The sequence below is a fragment of the Oceanobacillus sp. CF4.6 genome (genome assembly GCF_051262635.1).
Lineage (GTDB): Bacteria > Bacillota > Bacilli > Bacillales > Amphibacillaceae > Oceanobacillus.
Genome location: NZ_JBIMEX010000001.1, coordinates 660,352 through 678,275, shown reverse-complemented (window position 1 = coordinate 678,275; position 17,924 = coordinate 660,352). Strand labels below are relative to the sequence as shown.

13 protein-coding genes are annotated in these 17,924 nt (G+C 38.5%); 8 read left to right on the top strand and 5 right to left on the bottom strand.

Annotated features, from left to right (window positions below; genetic code table 11):
- Nucleotides 1-965: 965 nt before the first annotated feature.
- The 6 genes from ACHABU_RS03605 to ACHABU_RS03580 all read left to right on the top strand — a co-directional run bounded on the left by ACHABU_RS03605 (nucleotide 966) and on the right by ACHABU_RS03580 (nucleotide 8,194).
- Nucleotides 966-2,342 carry an NAD(P)-dependent oxidoreductase gene (locus ACHABU_RS03605; protein WP_435762306.1) on the top strand — a complete coding sequence of 459 codons (1,377 nt, stop codon included), beginning with the start codon at nucleotides 966-968 and terminating at the stop codon, nucleotides 2,340-2,342.
- 26 nt (nucleotides 2,343-2,368) lie between these two features.
- Entirely contained in the window at nucleotides 2,369-3,628 is a 1,260-nt protein-coding gene (gene preA, locus ACHABU_RS03600; RefSeq protein WP_435762304.1) for an NAD-dependent dihydropyrimidine dehydrogenase subunit PreA, read from the top strand.
- A 56-nt stretch (nucleotides 3,629-3,684) separates the two neighbouring features.
- Nucleotides 3,685-5,112, top strand: a complete 1,428-nt coding sequence (gene hydA / locus ACHABU_RS03595) for a dihydropyrimidinase (RefSeq protein WP_435762358.1) — start codon at nucleotides 3,685-3,687, stop codon at nucleotides 5,110-5,112.
- A gap of 71 nt (nucleotides 5,113-5,183) precedes the next feature.
- Complete coding sequence (locus tag ACHABU_RS03590; RefSeq protein ID WP_435762302.1) at nucleotides 5,184-6,665, top strand: NCS1 family transporter; 1,482 nt, start codon at nucleotides 5,184-5,186, stop codon at nucleotides 6,663-6,665.
- Between the two features lie 50 nt (nucleotides 6,666-6,715).
- Nucleotides 6,716-6,937 (top strand): hypothetical protein, encoded by a 222-nt coding sequence (locus ACHABU_RS03585; protein WP_435762300.1) that lies wholly within the window; start codon nucleotides 6,716-6,718, stop codon nucleotides 6,935-6,937.
- A gap of 21 nt (nucleotides 6,938-6,958) precedes the next feature.
- Complete coding sequence (locus ACHABU_RS03580; protein ID WP_435762298.1) at nucleotides 6,959-8,194, top strand: Zn-dependent hydrolase; 1,236 nt, start codon at nucleotides 6,959-6,961, stop codon at nucleotides 8,192-8,194.
- A 589-nt stretch (nucleotides 8,195-8,783) separates the two neighbouring features.
- Here ACHABU_RS03580 and ACHABU_RS03575 read toward each other — a convergent pair.
- From ACHABU_RS03575 to ACHABU_RS03555, 5 genes are all read right to left on the bottom strand, one after another.
- Complete coding sequence (locus ACHABU_RS03575; RefSeq protein ID WP_435762296.1) at nucleotides 8,784-9,848, bottom strand: C45 family autoproteolytic acyltransferase/hydolase; 1,065 nt, start codon at nucleotides 9,846-9,848, stop codon at nucleotides 8,784-8,786.
- On the bottom strand, nucleotides 9,845-11,467 hold the full coding sequence (locus tag ACHABU_RS03570; RefSeq protein ID WP_435762294.1) for an amidohydrolase: 1,623 nt from the start codon (nucleotides 11,465-11,467) through the stop codon (nucleotides 9,845-9,847). The genes ACHABU_RS03575 and ACHABU_RS03570 overlap by 4 nt, the downstream gene beginning before the upstream one ends.
- A gap of 25 nt (nucleotides 11,468-11,492) precedes the next feature.
- Nucleotides 11,493-12,992: a sodium:solute symporter family protein gene (locus ACHABU_RS03565; protein WP_435762292.1), complete on the bottom strand. Its 1,500-nt coding sequence runs from the start codon at nucleotides 12,990-12,992 to the stop codon at nucleotides 11,493-11,495.
- The gene (locus tag ACHABU_RS03560; protein WP_435762290.1) at nucleotides 12,992-13,210 is read right to left on the bottom strand and encodes a hypothetical protein; all 219 of its coding nucleotides are present in this window, start codon (nucleotides 13,208-13,210) and stop codon (nucleotides 12,992-12,994) included. Before ACHABU_RS03560 ends, ACHABU_RS03565 begins: the two co-directional genes overlap by 1 nt.
- A 313-nt stretch (nucleotides 13,211-13,523) precedes the next feature.
- Nucleotides 13,524-15,158, bottom strand: coding sequence for a PucR family transcriptional regulator (locus ACHABU_RS03555; protein ID WP_435762288.1), 1,635 nt, complete (start codon nucleotides 15,156-15,158; stop codon nucleotides 13,524-13,526).
- A gap of 222 nt (nucleotides 15,159-15,380) precedes the next feature.
- On the opposite strand from ACHABU_RS03555, the gene ACHABU_RS03550 reads away from it, so the two are divergent.
- Nucleotides 15,381-16,733, top strand: a complete 1,353-nt coding sequence (locus ACHABU_RS03550) for an aspartate aminotransferase family protein (protein ID WP_435762286.1) — start codon at nucleotides 15,381-15,383, stop codon at nucleotides 16,731-16,733.
- A 29-nt stretch (nucleotides 16,734-16,762) separates the two neighbouring features.
- A complete protein-coding gene (gene ald / locus ACHABU_RS03545) occupies nucleotides 16,763-17,902 on the top strand; it encodes an alanine dehydrogenase (protein ID WP_435762284.1) in 1,140 nt (379 codons plus the stop codon).
- The last annotated feature ends 22 nt before the right edge of the window (nucleotides 17,903-17,924 follow it).

Sequence of the window (17,924 nt, the reverse complement as noted above, 5' to 3'; positions counted from 1 at the left end):
GACAGGCACATTGGCCTTCGAATTTATGGAGGCACTACATCGAGAGAAAAGCAAAACATCACAAGGGCGACAGAAAGTCCCTCTACCGAAGAAAAAAGGAGACGGAGTTTGAAGGAAATATAGCCATTATCAAGCCACAGAAGAAGAAGTAACGCTTATTTTTTTGATAATTTAATGTGAAAAAATGGGAACAAGGTCTATATACCGGGTTCCCGTTTTTTAATTTTAAAACTGAAATCAATTGGACTATGGTTCCATTGATACAAGGCTAATGGGACTGACCCCTCAAAGCTTTATCACATTAAAGTAGTAGGGAACAGTTATTATAGTCCTAGAAGGAAAGACAGTAGTAAAAGAGTCAGAAGCATTAAAAAATAAGGAATCCTAAAGTTACCTTAAAACAAATTAATATCCAATTCAAGGATTTCCAAAGTTTTCTTTTTTAAATTTTAGCCAGGCTTGGCGATAAGCCAAGTTTGAAATAGGATGATTTCGGATTATTCTTTTAAGGTATATCCCATCTAAATGTAGGATATCACTGCTGTTTACAGTCTTGGCGGATTTACCCTTTACAATTCGATTAAAATAATCTTTAATACTTTTACATTTTGTCCAATGTATAAAATATTGCAAAGATTATAATAGTCATAAGATACGTACTTGCTTATATAGTTGTTACTACGAAACATTTCTTGATTAGAATCCAACATGGGGCAATAACCACAGCTCTCTACATGTAAATACCTTCTTTAACCAATTGATTTTTTCCGAGAATAAATACTGCATCGCTTACCAGAGATGGAATGCTTCATAGCCTATTTATCATAACAATCCTTTCCGGGACGATTCGTTAACACAAATTAATAGGTACAAATTCCATGGAATACTTTATCCGTTTTGAAAGGAATGATTTCCTCTTCCTTTTTTCATTTGTTTAGCCACTAATATCTAAAGGGGGTTTATTATTGGGTAATTTATTAAAAAACTTAATAGCTGATGATGTACTGAAGCAAAATTTCGAGGAAGCGAAACCAAGCTTTAATAAACAGGAAGCATTGGATGAAGCAAATCGGTGCCTATATTGCTATGATGCGCCTTGCATTACAGCTTGTCCAACAGGTATTGATATTCCAAGCTTTATTAAAAAGATTGCATCTGGAAATATGAAGGGATCTGCCACAACGATCATGGAATCCAACCCAGTAGGTGCCAGTTGTGCAAGGGTGTGTCCGACAGAGGAGCTCTGCGAAGGTGCCTGTGTACTGAACCACTCGACAAAAGCAATCCCGATTGGCGATCTGCAGCGATATGCAACCGATTGGGCTATTAAAAACGAACAAGTTTTGTTTAAGGCTGGTAAAGAGAATGGAAAACGGGTTGCCATCGTTGGAAGTGGACCTGCTGGATTATCGACAGCAAGGGAATTGGCCCGTTTGGGTTATGAAGTAACAATTTTCGATAAGAAGAACGAGGCGGGAGGGTTAGATACGTTTGGGATTGTTCCGTTCCGTCTTCCAAAGGAGATTTCGCTTTGGGAAGTGGGACAGGTGGAAAAGCTTGGTGTTGAAATTCGCACCAATACGGAATTGGGGAAAGACATTTTTGCAGACGAATTGGTTGAAAACTATGATGCTGTCGTGCTAGCAATTGGCATGTCAAAGGTGCCAATGCTTGGAATTGCTGGGGAGGAACTGGCAGGGATTTACGATGCTATTGATCTCGTTGAGCGAACAAAAGAAGGGCATTATAATGAAGGATTTCTTGGCAAACGCGTTGCTGTAATCGGGGCAGGAAATACTGCAATTGATGGTGCCACAACATCCATAAGGTTAGGCGCGGAAAATGTTAAGATTTTATATCGCAGGACAGAAGCGGAAATGACTGCATATGATTTTGAATATGAATTTGCCAAGCAGGATGGTGTTGAATTTAGATGGCTGACCACCCCGAAACGATTAATCAGCGACGAATTGGGCCATGTGAAGCAGATGGAATGTGTGAAAATGGAGCTGCGTGATCCAGGAAAAGATGGACGCCGGAGACCAGTTGAAATTGCCGGCTCTGAATTCATAATGGATGTTGATATTGTTGTGAAAGCAATTGGGCAAACGAGGCATACAGAGATTATTGACAGTTTTGGTTTGGAACATGACGGAGGAGTTGTAAAAGTCGATCCGGAATCATCCATCACTTCAAATCCAAAAGTATATGCTTGCGGCGATGTGATTTTTGGCAAGGGTGTTGGTGAAGCAATGGTCGTATCTGCTGCCCAGCAAGGAAAGGAAACCGCATTATCCATCCACGAGCGCTTTAACGAATCAGTAAATGAAATTGCCTTATAAATTGAATCAAGGACAGGAGGATGAACATGGCTGATATAAGTATTAATTTTGCTGGCATCAAATCACCCAATCCATACTGGCTGGCCTCTGCACCACCAACCAATACGGGCTATCAAGTACAGCGGGCATTTGAAGCAGGATGGGGAGGCGCCGTATGGAAAACGCTCGGGGAACCCATTTTGAATGTAACTTCACGTTTCGGTGCACATCACTTTAATGGTCAGCGGGTTGCTGGTTTTAATAACATTGAATTAATTTCGGATCGTCCATTGGAGGTTAATCTAAAGGAGATTTACGAAACAAAGAAGCTGTATCCAGACCAGGTTATCATTGCTTCCCTGATGGTTGAACCCGAACGGGAGAAATGGCACGAGTTAGTGAAGAAGGTACAGGATGTTGGAGTTGATGGGATTGAGTTAAATCTCGGATGCCCTCATGGTATGTCTGAACGCGGGATGGGATCAGCTGTTGGTCAGCATCCTGATTTAGTCGAAATGACGACCATGTATGCCAAGGAAGTAGCTATTGTACCTGTCATCACTAAGTTGACCCCAAATATTACCGATATCAGAGTTACAGCTAAAGCAGCATTACAGGGTGGAGCAGATGCGGTAAGCATGATTAACACAATCAACAGTTTAATTGGTGTAGATCTGGATACATGGAATACAATTCCCAACGTAAATGGAAAGGGTGCCCATGGTGGTTACTGTGGTCCCGCGGTAAAGCCGATTGCGTTAAATATGGTCGGCGATTGTGCAAGAGATCCTGGGTTCAATATCCCGATTTCAGGAATTGGCGGGGTTTCCACCTGGCAGGATACGGTTGAGTTTATGCTGATGGGGGCAGGTGGTGTCCAAATTTGTACGGCAGCGATGCATCATGGATTCCGAATTATTGATGATTTGACAGAAGGATTATCCAATTATCTGGATGAAAAAGGAATTGCTTCTGTCAGTGAGATTATCGGCGCTTCAGTTGAGAAATACACAGACTGGAGTAATCTGGATCTAAATCATAAGGTTGTCGCCCGTATAAATAACGATATTTGCATTAATTGCAATAAGTGTCATATTGCATGTGAAGATACATCCCATCAATGTATTGATATGTTAAAAGATGAGAATGGCAATAACTATCTGAAGGTAAGGGAAGATGATTGTGTCGGATGTAATCTTTGCTCGATTGTTTGTCCAGTGGATGGGGCTATTGACATGATTGACCTTACTCCAACAGAACCGCCAATGTCATGGAATAAGCGTGAATCAGCAATTAAGATGCTTTAAAAGCAAAACAAGAAACAGTAATCTAATCTTACAAGCATTCATTCCATAAGAGGAGGATTTCAACCAAGAAGATTATTAAAAATGGAACCATTGTTACCGCAACGGATACGTACAAGGCCGATATTTTGATTGAAGAAGACAAAGTGAAAGCGATTGGAAAGGACCTTAGCGATGTTTATGCAGAAGTGATTGATGCAACCGGCCAGTATGTCTTTCCTGGAGGAATTGATCCGCATACACATATGGAGATGCCATTTGGCGGAACAGTCACAAAGGATGATTTTGAAAGCGGTACCATAGCTGCAGCACATGGTGGAACAACAACCATTATTGATTTTTGTCTAACAGAAAAAGGCAAATCGCTCCGGAGCGCACTTGAAACGTGGCATTCGAAATCCGATGGCAGAGCTGTGATTGATTATGGGTTTCATTTACAGATTGTCGAAGCAAATGAAGAAGTATTGGAGGAAATACCTGTTGTCATTGAAGAAGAGGGTGTAACTTCTTTTAAAGTTTTTATGGCTTATAAAAATGTGCTGCAAGCAGATGATGAGACACTCTTTCAGACGCTGACCACCGCCAGGGAACATGGTGGATTGGTTATGGTCCATGCAGAAAACGGGGATGTTATTGAATATTTGACAAAGGAGGCCTTGAAACAGGGAAACACGGAACCGATTTATCATGCATTGACACGCCCACCAGAGCTGGAGGGGGAAGCTACAGGCCGTGCAGCTAAACTGACTGCACTGGCGGATTCACAACTATATGTTGTCCATGTTACATGCAAAGAAGCAGTGGAGCAAATAGCGGAGGCCCGCAGTAAAGGATTTCGCGTATTTGGTGAGACCTGTCCACAGTATTTGGTGCTTGATCAGTCCCACATGGAGAAGCCAGACTTTGAAGGTGCCAAGTATGTCTGGTCACCGCCGCTTCGGGATAAGTCCAACCAGGAAGTATTGTGGAACGCTCTGAAAAGCGGACAATTACAAACCGTTGGATCTGATCATTGTTCCTTCGATTTTGATGGACAAAAGGATTTGGGCAGGGATGATTTTACGAAGATCCCAAATGGGGGGCCGTTTGTGGAAGATCGCTTCAGTGTTCTATTTTCGGAAGGAGTTAAAAAAGGACGTATTTCCATTAACCAATTCGTTGATATGATTTCAACACAGGCAGCAAAGCTCTTTGGTCTATTCCCGCAAAAAGGGACGATAGCACCTGGAAGTGACGCGGATATTGTTCTCTTTGATCCGAATGTCGAACGTACCATTTCGGTGAGTACACATCATATGGCAGTGGATTACAATGCACTGGAAGGAATGAAAATAACCGGTCAGCCTGTGTCGGTATTATCACGAGGCGAATTCGTTGTTAAAGATAAGAAATTTGTTGGAAATCCCGGTACAGGGAAATTTTTAAAACGCGCAAAATTTAATGATAGGACAATTGTAAAGCGGGAAGAAGCAACAGCAAATAGATAAGCTCCATATATCCCGATACTGCGGTTAGTCAAAGTTTGGATTTCTTTTACAATCTACTTGAGGGGTGGTTGATGGGTTTGCAAGAGAAAGTTAATAAAGATTCCTATTTGAAGTCGAAGGATTTGCTTCCTATTCATCATAAGGAAAAATCAATCGGTACAATGGGTTTTTTCGCAATGTGGGTCGGTATGGCGATTCTTTTGGCAACATTTGATATTGGTGCCATGGGGATACAGGGTATTTCGCTACCATGGGTAGTGGGGGCAACATTGATTGGATGTATCGCCATTGGGGGATTTATTTCTATTATTGGTGATATCGGTATCGAGCATGGGTTAGCTTTTCCTGTTTATATGAGGGCGCCATTTGGAACGGTTGGTACCCACATTCCGTCTATTACGAGGGCTGTTACTGCTTCATTTTGGTTTGGAATCAATACGTATTTTGGTGCAACTGCAATAAATGCAATCCTGAACACAATGTTCACAGGCTTTGATAACTGGCTTCTATGTTATATCCTATTTGCTATTTTCCAATTGGTTAACGCAGCCTCTGGTATCAAATGGATTGAGCGGTTTGCTGATCTGGCAGCACCACTTATCATTATTTTTTCTCTGTTAATCTATCAAACCTTATCGGCAGAGATTGCGGCACAAGGTAATAATGTATGGTCATGGGTGGCAAGTCCAGTAACAGGAAGCGCAGCTGTGACTGCTTTTATGGTTGTTATTTTTGCAAATATGGGATATTGGGCAACACTTGGATGTGATATTCCTACTATTTCCAGGCATTTTAAGGCACCAAAATTTGAACGGAATTGGTTTAAACGCAATAAGACAACGGTTGTAGGAAGTCTTATCGCCCTGCCGTTAACGGAAGCATTTATGATAGTCATAGGGGCTGCGGCTTTTGTTGTTGCAGGAACATCGAATCCGGTTACAGCATTGCAGGAGACCTCCTCTGGATGGATGCTTGCGATGCTACTGCTTATGGTAGTTTTGACACAGTGGTCAACGAATACTGCCGCAAATGTACTGCCTGCAGCTGCCGTGTTTTCGAATGTCCTAGGACCAAGGGTTTCTCATGCGATTGCTGTTTTTGTTGCCGGTATTGTCGGAACGGTTATTCAGCCGTGGAGCGTGTACGAAGTTCTGACACAAGTGCTGTTAATTATTGGTGCCGTATTATCGTCGGTCTGTGGCATCCTTTTTGCAGATTATTACTTGCTGCGGAAACGACGGGTAAATGTTCCGGATTTATACAAAGCTGATGGCCAATATCGCTTTAATGGAGGGGTTAATGTCGTAGGCTTTATTTCCTGGGCAATTGGCGGACTAATCGCTACCCTTTTTATGACCTATTCCTTTATCGTCGGTTTTGTTGTTGCAGCAATTGTTTACTATTTTTTATCTAAATATTGGTATTTTAATAAATTTCCACAGGCAGAAATTATTAATCCTAGTGATGAAGAATATCTTGGAATTACCGTCGGGCGTGATTGGACCATTGATGAGAATATAAATGAGGAAAAACCAATGGAAGTTGTAAAATAATGTAGCATCATATATTTTAGGAAACATTCATTGATGGAAGGAGAAACGAAATGTCCAACTATCAGGAATTTATAGAAGAGAAACAAGAAATCGATGCTTTATTGAAAGATAACTATAGGATTAAAAAAATTACAGGAACGCTTGAGGGTGATGTTGTGGAATTTGAGAAACAAGGGGAATTTGCCGTTAAGCGATCTATTCTTTTAACAAATCCAGACAGCAGAAAATATGTAACTACCTTATTAATTAAAAAACAGTTGCAGAAGCAATAGATATGATCGGAGGAAGAAATCATGGAGAAGCAAAAAGTTCTTATAAATGGAGCACGGTTAAAGCAAACGATTGAGGAGTTTGCTGAATTTGGAAAAACAGAGAATAACGGTGTTACGAGACTGGCGCTTTCGGATGTCGATATACAAGCTAGAAATCATTTTCGATCTCTATGTGAAGCACTTGGGATGAAGGTTACGTGGGATGACATGGGCAGCATGTATGCAACACTTGAAGGGGAAAATAATGATCAACCTCCAGTAGTGATTGGTTCCCATCTGGATTCCGTCAAGAAAGGCGGACGGTTTGATGGTGTCCTTGGTGTTTTGACTGGTCTGGAGGTAATACGAACAATGGTCGATAATCAGATTAAACCAAACATACCGATTGTCGTAGCCAATATCACCAATGAAGAAGGTGCCAGGTTTGAACCGTCGATGATGGCTTCCGGTGTCATGTCGGGACGATTTGATAAAGGTCAAATGCTAAAAAGTAAAGATGAAAACGGTGTGTCATTTGCGGAGGCATTAAAAGCAAGTGGTTATGAAGGCGATAAACAACATCGCCTAACAGATGCGACTGCTTTTATCGAACTCCATATTGAACAGGGACCTGTCCTTGAGAGTAACTCCATCGACATAGGGGTCGTTGAATGTGTGGTAGGGATGTGCTGTTATGAGGTTGAAGTAACCGGGGATTCCGACCATGCCGGTACGACACCGATGGCGATGCGCAAAGATGCTCTATTTGCAGCGATTAACCTAATAAATGAAGTTCGGCAAAAAATGGGCAAACTGGATAGTGATTTGGTTTATACTATTGGAAGGATGAATATAAGTCCAAACATTCATACAGTCATTCCAAATAAAGTCGTATTTACCATCGAAGCACGTCACAAGGAAGCAGCTGTAATTCGCCAGGTGGAAGCTATTATTCAGGGGTTGACCGAGTCGGATGGAAGAGAAAAATGTGATGTAACTGCTGTAAAACTGTGGGACCGTGATACCGTCTGGTTTAGTGATCAGCTTGTAGAGTTACTCGAAAACGCTAGCAATGCATTGGACTACTCGTTTAAACGGATGCCAAGCGGTGCAGGGCATGATGCACAGTTTATTGCGACGTATCTTCCGGCCGCCATGATCTTTGTTCCTAGTGTCAACGGGAAGAGTCATGCAGAAGATGAATTGACTTCCTGGGAAGATTGTGAAAAAGGGGTAAATGTTGTTTTGCAGACAGTCCTGGATTTAACGACAAATTAGCAAGAGTATGGATGTCCGATGACATCCATGCCCTTTATTTTCATCCATGCAGGAAAATTGACTGTATTGCAATTGGCTTTCGTCTTTATAATGATTACAGACCAGGGTAACAGATATTTTGACGGGATGTAAGGACTTTGTTTTGTCAATGTTTGGCTACCGCCGCAAAAGGATTGGCACAGGTTGCATACGAACAAATTAAAAAGATGACACAAAGTCACAGGCAAGCCCTCATGCTTTGGAAAAAATAAACGGAATGCTTGTCGATAATTACATGATTCTTTATTCCAATAGCGGTTTCAATCCTAATAAAGTGGCTTTTAAAATGACTCGCCAATATCATCACTAAAACGGGGAAGCGAATCGCTTTAAAGTTATAAAGTGGTGGGGACTGGCACTTTATTCGATGAATGTACCTACTTCCCTTTCGCTGGATGGAATGATTCTACTATGATGATTTTATAAGCGAATGGAAAAAACGGATTGCAGTTCTATCAGCGTAAATAAAGTAATAACAACAAAACGACTTTAGAATTGGCAAATGGCAAAAGAAGCCATAACATTTCTGTGCTATGGCTTCTTCTTTTTGTCATGAATTAATATGCTCGCAGGGCTTCCCTTTAATCCAGGATAATTTTTTATCTGTTAGATTCATAACGATACTGAAGACAGTTTCCATCTCTTGAAGAATTGATTCTTCATCATCAGTTGGATGTCGGCAAATTGAATTTGGATAATTATTATGATTTGAGAGAATATCAAATAATTCTTTGCTTTGTATTTGTATGTCCTTTTTACTTAAAGTCTGAACTGCTTTATCTATGGTGTTTAAGCGGCTATACGAATCAGGTGTTGTATTCTCCTCAATAATCTTTTTCATTTTTGTGGAGCACAGGTGATTAGTATGGGTGAGTATACCATTCTTTGCTTCTATTTTGCCTGTTTGCACAGGGGATACCTCCATGCTTAATAGTTCCTCAGATCCAGACGCTATTAAAAAATGAGCAGAAGAAGCCATTTGGTCTTTGTCTACTTTAGAGATAGCTTCTGTAAATGATTTTGATTCTAAGATTGCTCTTAATCCTAAGTGTATAGGGACATTTGGTTTCCAAGTATTCGTTACTAATGCATTCAGACATACACCAATCCCTGCACTATTACAGCCAATTTTTCCGATGATTCCAGCCTCCGTTACCATTTGGAACGTTGGTAAATCGCTTTGTTTAATCTCGAGGTGAATTAGGGAATCTGCTTGAGCACCTTTCCAGTCCCAATTTTGAGCTAACCATGTTTTTGAAGTTACTGGTTTTGTTAGCGCAAACGAAGTGCAACCATCAGGTGAGTTTATTAAAGTAATTTCACTTCTGGCATTCAGTGCTAATATGTCTTCAAATTTAACACTAGCACCAACAGCTAAGCCTTCCATTTCATTAATATAATTAGAGTTATATTTCTCAATAGCTTGAACATGTTTTAACGCTTTATTACAAGCTTCTTTCCAAGAAATTCCTGCTGTTTCTTTAAACATCTTTTCGTACGTTTGTAAACTATGCTGTACTTTCTCTTTCGCAATACTACCGTGTTTGAAGCCTATCTCATAAGATGATCCCGACAGTGTAACAATTGCATCCTCATTTTGCAGGAATCTATTCATAGGTGAATCTCTTCCTTGGTATTTGAATAGATGATATTACCATCAATCATCGTCCATTCCACTTGTACATCCGGTAAAACATCTATATCTGATTTTATAATAGATCGATCGAGTAAGACTAAATCTGCAAACTTACCTGGTTCTATACTTCCTTTTGAATCTTCTTCAAAAGAAGCATAAGCACCGTTTAAGGTATACATACGAATTGCCTCAAGCAAAGAAACTCTTTTATTTTCGCCGATAACTTGTCCTGAGTTAGATTTTCGAGTGATTGCAGCATGTATCCCGCGCATAGGAGAATAGTCTGTTACTGGACAATCAGAAGCTATAGCAGCAGGTATACCAGCATTAAGGTAATCCCCCATCGGATACATACATTCTGCTCTTTCTCCATAGTTATCAACATAACTATCTCCATATTCATAAAGAAAAGCTGGGTTAGGTATAGGTATTACATTTTGCTCTTTCATTCGCTGAATCAAATCAGGTGCAGCAATACCTGCGTGTTCAATCCGATGTCTTGTGTTTTCTCTCGGATAAAGCTGATTTGCTTTTTCAATCGTATTTAACAGCATGTCAATTGCTGCGTCTCCCTGGGCATGAGCGGTAATTTGCCACCCTTTTTCGTGAGCAGGGATAAACAATTCATCTACTTCTTCTTGAGAAAAGTAATGAATTCCACAATTTTCTTCATCACTTGTATAAGGATCTCGTGTCCAAATAGTTGGTCCGCTACTGCTACCATCAAGGAATAGTTTAACTGGCCCAATTCTAAACTTATCATCTCCCAGTCCAGTAAATATGCCAGCATTCACCATATGTTTCACAATACTTTGAGCATCATTTAGAGCGCCAACCATAGCGTAGACTCTCTGCTTTATTAGACCGTTTTTTGAATCGGTTTGTAAAGCGTTCAAGTTACTTAGCCCATAGCCTGTGGCGTCGTGAATGGAAGTAATTCCTTTTTGTGCAAAATGTTCAGAAGCAATTTTATGCGCATTTGATAACTCTTCATCTGAAAAAGATGCAATAGAAAACATTTTCATATGTGCATTTTCAAGTAGCAGTCCAGTGGGATCCCCTTGAGTATCTCGATCGATTTTTCCACCATCAGGATCCACCGTATTTCTATCTATATTACCGATTTGAAGTGCATTACTATTCACAGTTGATATATGACCGCATGTTCTAGTAATCATAACGGGATGATCAGTTGTGATAGCATCGAGTTCTTCTCTAGTAGGAAATCGTTGGTCCACTATCGTGTTTTCGTTATATCCCCATGCTCTAATCCATTGACTCTTTGGTGTACGTTTAGCTAGTTCTTTGATCTTCTTTAATAAGTCATCTATTGAATTTATACTTTTATCTTTACAGGAAATGGCAATGCAATTTGTACCGTACATAGAGATATGCAAATGTGAGTCAATGAAACCGGGTATTAGAGTCTTACCATCTAAATCTATGGTTTCACTTTTTGAATTTTTCAAGTTTAATATTTCGTCATTATTCCCCGTTGCTACAATTTTATTTCCTTTTATGGCAACAGCTTCTACTATTTGATCCTTTTTATCCACTGTTATAATTTCACCATTAATGAAAAGGTATTGTTTATCCATAAATTTATCACCTCTTATATTTTGGTTATTTAGCTTGCAATGAAGTATTAACCTCATCTTCATAAAGTTCTTCCATCATTTCAGGGAAGAAGCGTTCGATCGTCTCCTTAGACGCAGGTTGCGTCATAAGTGAAACACTAGTAAATACGATGGCATTTACAACTAATCCCCAAATACCAGCATGAATACTTAATGGATGTGGAATTACGAAAGAGAAAAATACGGTTACGATAAATCCACCAACTAATCCCCAAAAAGCACCGTGTTTAGTTGCCCTTGGCCATAAGAATATACCAACAATCGATGGGAATGCCTGTGCTATAAATCCATATCCAATTAAAAGGATGTATACAAGACTTCCGGGTTGTAGAATTGAAATTGGTGCAATTATAAAAGCCATAATTGGAAATATTAATCGTCTAGTCCATTTACCGGTTGTTTCCTCATTCCAATTTAGAAGTGGTTGTAACACGTCTTTGCTGTAAGTTAATGCTGTTGCGTGAATACATGGTTCACTAGAAGACATTGCTGCTGCAAGTGTTCCTGCACCTAGTAACCCCGCTACAACAACCGGCATAGTATCAACAGCTAATTGAATTGCTACATGATCTGGATTTCCGATATTAGGATACATAAAGATACCGATAAACCCAACAATAATCATTGGTATGAGGACAAGATAAAATGTGGGTAGTAGTGTTGCAGATCGTCTAATCGATTGCTTTGTACTTGCTCCCATCCACTGAATCCAGTGTGTTTGCCATATAGAAAAGAAAGATATTAAGATTGAAGTTGTCCAAAAAGTGATATTCATATCACCTAGTGCACCTGGAAGAGTGAAAAACTCAGGAACGTCCTCCTTGATACGTTCAAAAATTGGTGCAATTGAATAACCACCAGTAAATTGCTTCGTTGCCCAGATTCCAACAAATATTGAAACGAACATCATTAGTGCACCTTGGAAAGCGTTAGTTAAACCGATAGCTTTTAGGCCACTTTTGTACAGATAGATAGATATTGCTCCCAGAGACAGAAACACTCCAACCCATATCGGTATTAATCCGTAACTCATTACATTTAATATATAGGCTGCCCCTGTGGTTTGAATTATTGCGTATGCTAGTATGCCTATAGAGGTAACTATAGCAGCTAAACCTCCCAAAGCTTTACTCTCATAGCGGTCTGTAATAGCAGCGGATTGGGTAACGTGCTTGTATTTCTTTCCTAGTTCCCATACTTTCGGACCAAAGTACCATGCGATTATTGCCATATATGTTAAATAAACCACAACATATAAAGCAGGAGCTCCTTTAGAATATGCCCATCCTGGAGACCCCATGAAGGTGTATGCACTAACCCCTCCGGCTCCAATTAAAAGATACATCATTATGGGACCCATGCTTCGACTGCCGACGCCCCATTCTTCTACGTTATCCATGTTTTTTCCTTTTCCAGCAAAATATCCAAGAATAACAGCTACAAATATATATGAAATAGTAATGAAGAAAGGAATATATTCATACATCAGTCAACACCCCCAACCTTATTTATTACTATCATAATGAAGGTTGTTAAAAAGATCAGTATCATAGACCATAACATGAGAAGAGGGAAACCGAATATGATAACTTCTTTATTAAATAGGTGAATAACTGGCCAACTACCTAGTAAAATAACAATTACAATTGAACTAAAACTCAGCCAGCCTTTTTTTGTTTTTGGGCGTTTGAATGTAGCCTTCATTTAGGAACCTCCTTGGTTTTTATAAAATTTTCATAACATAGATTAGTTCCACAGAAAGATGTGCATATATTCCCCCTTTGGAATAAATTTTGAAATGAAAGAATATTTATATTGTATTTCTTTGTGTAAACACTTACATTTACCAAAAAGTAAAATCTGTAATTGCCAAATTTTACTTTTTGTTACTTTGATAATTACAAGTTAAATTTATTAACTTGTAATTAGCCTGACTGATTTAAGTGAATTGTCAATACAGATACTTACTTAAATTTAGAGTTTGTATAACAGGATTCTAATCACTCTTATAGGAGTGCTAATATGTTTTAGCTGGAATTTTTCTTAGTAGGTTTAACGCACTTATAGCTAATTCCAAAGCTTGTCGGTTGGATGGTTCTCTAAAGTTTTCTCCTAATAACTCCTCTATTTTTTCTAGGCGATGATAAAGTGTTTGACGTACGATAAATAGACGTTCGGCAGTTTCTTTTTTTGACCCCATACAATTTAAATAGGTAGATAATGTTTCAAGTAATTCGCTCTTAGTTCTCTTATCGTAATCTAATATCGCACCTAAATAATCATGTACATAGGCATCTAGATCTCCGTTATTAAAAAGATCTATAAGAATACGATACACACCAATTTGTTCATAAAATAATACATTTGATATATTCGACTTTTGAATTAATAGCACATTTTTGGCCTCCTTATAACTTTTGACCATAAATGTAAAATCATTCTCTAGACTACTAATACCAAAATCGCATTTTTCATAGTTTAAGATATTCTTATCCTGTAGGTTTTTTAAGTCTCGTAGTACATGCATAAATCTCTCAGTATCTTTTTTTGTTTCTTTGCTCATATAAAAGGAAGCAATAGCAGCAATATGATCTTTAGTAACTAATAGGAGAGGAAAAAAACCTTGTTTTTTAAATATAGATTTAACAATAATAGACCGCTGTAATTTTACTTCCTCCCAATCTGTCTCATTTCTATTAATGTCACTAGAATTTGTGGTTTCTATAAGAAATAATCTGTAGTATAAATTGTGTGCGGGTGTGGGTAATACTTTATTTATTTCTGCTGAATGATGCTTCCCATATAACAGATTTTGAACGATCTCCTCTTCCTGATTTTGTTTTCGCTCCTCAATTGTTCTATCACGAAGCATTATTTGAGCTATTGCTAAAGATGCACGGTCGATAATGGAGAAAGCAAATTCATCCAAATTAATGTGCCCTACTTGTAAACATAAATTCCCCCAAGAATGACCAAGACCCTTAATAGGAAAAACTGTGTATTGTTCATCTTCAAGTAAGTAATGCTTGTATGGTTTTAATGTAATCGGTTCTTCAATCAGTGAATGAATGTATTTGTTACGCTTTTTTAGATTAGGGGGATAGTAGAAAGTCTTGGTCTCATCGGTAATAAGCAATACCTCACAGTTAAAGAAAAGGTACAAATCCTTTAATATTTTGATTATGCCATTCGGTGATAAGGAATGTTCATTAAATTTTATTGAAATGGTATTAAGTTTAATTAGCATTTGATGGTGATGGTTAATAATAAGTGTGTGAAGGTCTTGGGTGATATCGACAAACTTAACAATTTGTTCAAATACAATAATTGGAAAGTCCTGTTTATTTACAAATTGAATTACCTCAGGATCAATTTTGTTTACGTTGGTGCCTAGTTCTATGCATATTCCTGATACATTTTTCTTTATTAATTTTTCAATTAAAGGTATTGAATCTGTTGAATCTAACTGAATATGAGTGCCAGTAGTGAGAATCAGTTCTTCACCGTTTACAAAGGACTCAAACTCTTTCATTTCCAGGATATGAGTCCATTTAATTTCACGATTTAAGCCGCCTTCTCCAGCAACAAGTTTAGAACTTTTAAATATCTCCCTGGAGAGTACATCTTTAATTGTTACTTTCCATTGATTCATAATTTTTATATCCCTCCATATCGTAAAAGTAGATTTAGAATCATTTGACATTATGTAAAATGATTTCAGCAGACAATTGTAATAAAATAATTATGTAATATATAAAAGATTGTGTCAAATCTAATTAGAATAATTATTTAGAACAAACATAACACTTTATTTCTTCAAGACTAAGTAGACATTTAGTTAAGTAGATTTCAATTTGAAGGGAGATATGTTTAGATGGAAAAATTAGAAAAAAAGTTGTCACTCGTTGAAAAGGATAGGAAACATGTTTGGCATCATATTTCACCGTATAATGAAAAGAACCCTCCGATGGTTGTAAAAGAGGGGAATGGTTCATGGATTACTGATCATAATGGGAATCGATATCTAGATGGTATGTCAGGTCTTTGGTGTGTAAATGTAGGATATGGCAGAGAAGAATTAGCGCAGGCTGCATATGAGCAATTGAAAAAGATGGCATATGCACCGATGACTCAAAGTCATGAACCTGCCATACTGTTAGCTGAAAAACTAAATGAAATGCTAGACGATGATTATATGATTTTTTATTCCAACAGTGGTTCTGATGCAAATGAAGTTGCATTTAAAATGGCACGTCAATATCATCAACAAAACGGAGGTGCCAATCGTTATAAGATTATTTCAAGATATAGAGCTTACCATGGAAGTTCCGCGGGAGCATTAGCTGCAACCGGTCAGGCATTGAGGAAGTATAAATACGAACCACTTGCCGCTGGCTTTTTACATGTTGCTCCTCCTGATAATTACCGGAAGCCAGATGGGATATCAACCGAAGACTACAATATTCTAAGAGCAAGGGAAATAGAAGAAACGATTATTTGGGAACAAAAGGAAACCATTGCTGCGGTGATTATGGAACCATTAATTACAGGTGGAGGGGTATTAATCCCACATCCTGTATACGTAGAAAAGGTCCAAGAAATCTGTAAACGACATGGTGTTTTGTTCATTATGGATGAAGTAATTTGTGGATTTGGTAGAACAGGGAAATCATTTGGACATAAGCATTTCAATGTTAAACCGGATATTATTACTATGGCAAAAGGTCTAACGAGCGCTTATCTTCCATTATCTGTAACTGCTGTTCGAAAAGACCTATACGAAGCATTTAAAAGCAGTGAGGAAAATAGTCATTTTCGCCATGTAAATACATTTGGAGGTAGCCCAGCAGCGTGTGCACTAGCATTAAAGAATATTGAAATTATGGAAAGCGAAGACCTGTTTAATCGATCAGCAGAATTAGGGGATAGGCTTTTAAATGGATTGGATGAATTACGAAACCATCCCCGTGTTGGTGATTTACGTGGAGTAGGGTTGATTATAGGAATAGAAATCGTAGAGGATAAGTCAACGAAAGAACCAGGATTGTCAGAACGTGTAGGTAAAATTATTGCTGATTGTAAAGACAATGGACTTATTATTGGAAAAAATGGAGATACCGTTGCTGGGCATAATAATATATTGACTCTAAGTCCTCCGTTATCATCAACGGATGATGATATCGATTTTATTATTGCGGTTTTAAGAAAAGTTTTTAATGAGAACTAGGATAGAGGAATCGATTAGGAGGAGAAATAATGAAAATTGGTATACCTAAAGAAATAAAGAATAATGAGAACCGAGTGGCAATCTCTCCTTCAGGTGTAGATGCACTTGTTAATGCAGGTCATAAAGTGTATATAGAAAGTAAAGCGGGTCATGGCTCTAGTTTTTCTGATAAAGAATATCAAACTTCAGGAGCAACTATTGTTAAAGCGGTAGAAGATATTTGGAAACAGGAAATGGTGATGAAAGTAAAGGAACCGTTACCCGAGGAATATCGATATTTCCGTGAAGATTTAATATTATTTACGTATCTACATTTAGCTGCAGAACCCGAATTAACAAAAGCACTCTTAGAATCAAAAGTTACTAGTATCGCTTATGAAACGGTTCAAGGGAAGGATGGCTCTCTTCCGCTATTAGCCCCTATGAGCGAAGTTGCAGGAAGAATTGCTCCGCAGATTGGTGCACAATTCTTGGAAAAGCCAAAAGGAGGAAAGGGGATTCTATTGAGTGGAATACCCGGTGTAAGTCGAGGTAGAGTAACGATTATTGGTGGTGGAGTAGTTGGAACTAATGCTGCTAAGATTGCTCTTGGTTTAGGGGCAGATGTAAGTATACTTGATCTTAGTCCAATTCGGTTAAGAGAGCTCGATCATTTATTTGGAAATCAGGTTAATACGATTATGTCCAATCCATACAATATTGCAGAATCTGTGGCTCAAGCGGATCTTGTAATTGGTGCAGTATTAATTCCTGGTACGAAAGCACCGAAGCTTGTAACCAAAGAAATGGTTCAGTCTATGAAGGAAAGATCTGTTATTGTGGATGTAGCTATAGATCAAGGAGGAATCTTTGAAACTACAGATAGAATCACTACACATGCAGATCCAACATATGAAAAACATGGTGTTGTTCATTATGCAGTTGCAAACATGCCAGGCGCAGTTCCCAAGACCTCTTCCCTTGGATTAACAAATGTAACATTGCCTTATGCATTGAAGATAGCAAACAAAGGATTGAAGAAAGCAAGCAACGAGGATGAGGGAATTTACAAAGGAATTAATACGATGAATGGGAAAATAACGTATAAATCTGTTGCTGAGGCACATGACTTATTATTTCAAGAGGCTAACGAATTGTTTGATATGAAGGAAAAGGTACTTCAACAGTAAATAATAGATATAAATTAATTAC

Bases quoted from the DNA above. Each gene is read 5' to 3' on its own strand.
- preA (WP_435762304.1), top strand. From the start codon at position 2,369: ATGGCTGATATAAGTATTAATTTTGCTGGCATCAAATCACCCAATCCA.
- ACHABU_RS03590 (WP_435762302.1), top strand. From the start codon at position 5,184: ATGGGTTTGCAAGAGAAAGTTAATAAAGATTCCTATTTGAAGTCGAAG.
- ACHABU_RS03585 (WP_435762300.1), top strand. From the start codon at position 6,716: ATGTCCAACTATCAGGAATTTATAGAAGAGAAACAAGAAATCGATGCT.
- ACHABU_RS03580 (WP_435762298.1), top strand. From the start codon at position 6,959: ATGGAGAAGCAAAAAGTTCTTATAAATGGAGCACGGTTAAAGCAAACG.
- ACHABU_RS03575 (WP_435762296.1), bottom strand. From the start codon at position 9,848: ATGAATAGATTCCTGCAAAATGAGGATGCAATTGTTACACTGTCGGGA.
- ACHABU_RS03570 (WP_435762294.1), bottom strand. From the start codon at position 11,467: ATGGATAAACAATACCTTTTCATTAATGGTGAAATTATAACAGTGGAT.
- ACHABU_RS03565 (WP_435762292.1), bottom strand. From the start codon at position 12,992: ATGTATGAATATATTCCTTTCTTCATTACTATTTCATATATATTTGTA.
- ACHABU_RS03560 (WP_435762290.1), bottom strand. From the start codon at position 13,210: ATGAAGGCTACATTCAAACGCCCAAAAACAAAAAAAGGCTGGCTGAGT.
- ACHABU_RS03555 (WP_435762288.1), bottom strand. From the start codon at position 15,158: ATGAATCAATGGAAAGTAACAATTAAAGATGTACTCTCCAGGGAGATA.
- ACHABU_RS03550 (WP_435762286.1), top strand. From the start codon at position 15,381: ATGGAAAAATTAGAAAAAAAGTTGTCACTCGTTGAAAAGGATAGGAAA.
- ald (WP_435762284.1), top strand. From the start codon at position 16,763: ATGAAAATTGGTATACCTAAAGAAATAAAGAATAATGAGAACCGAGTG.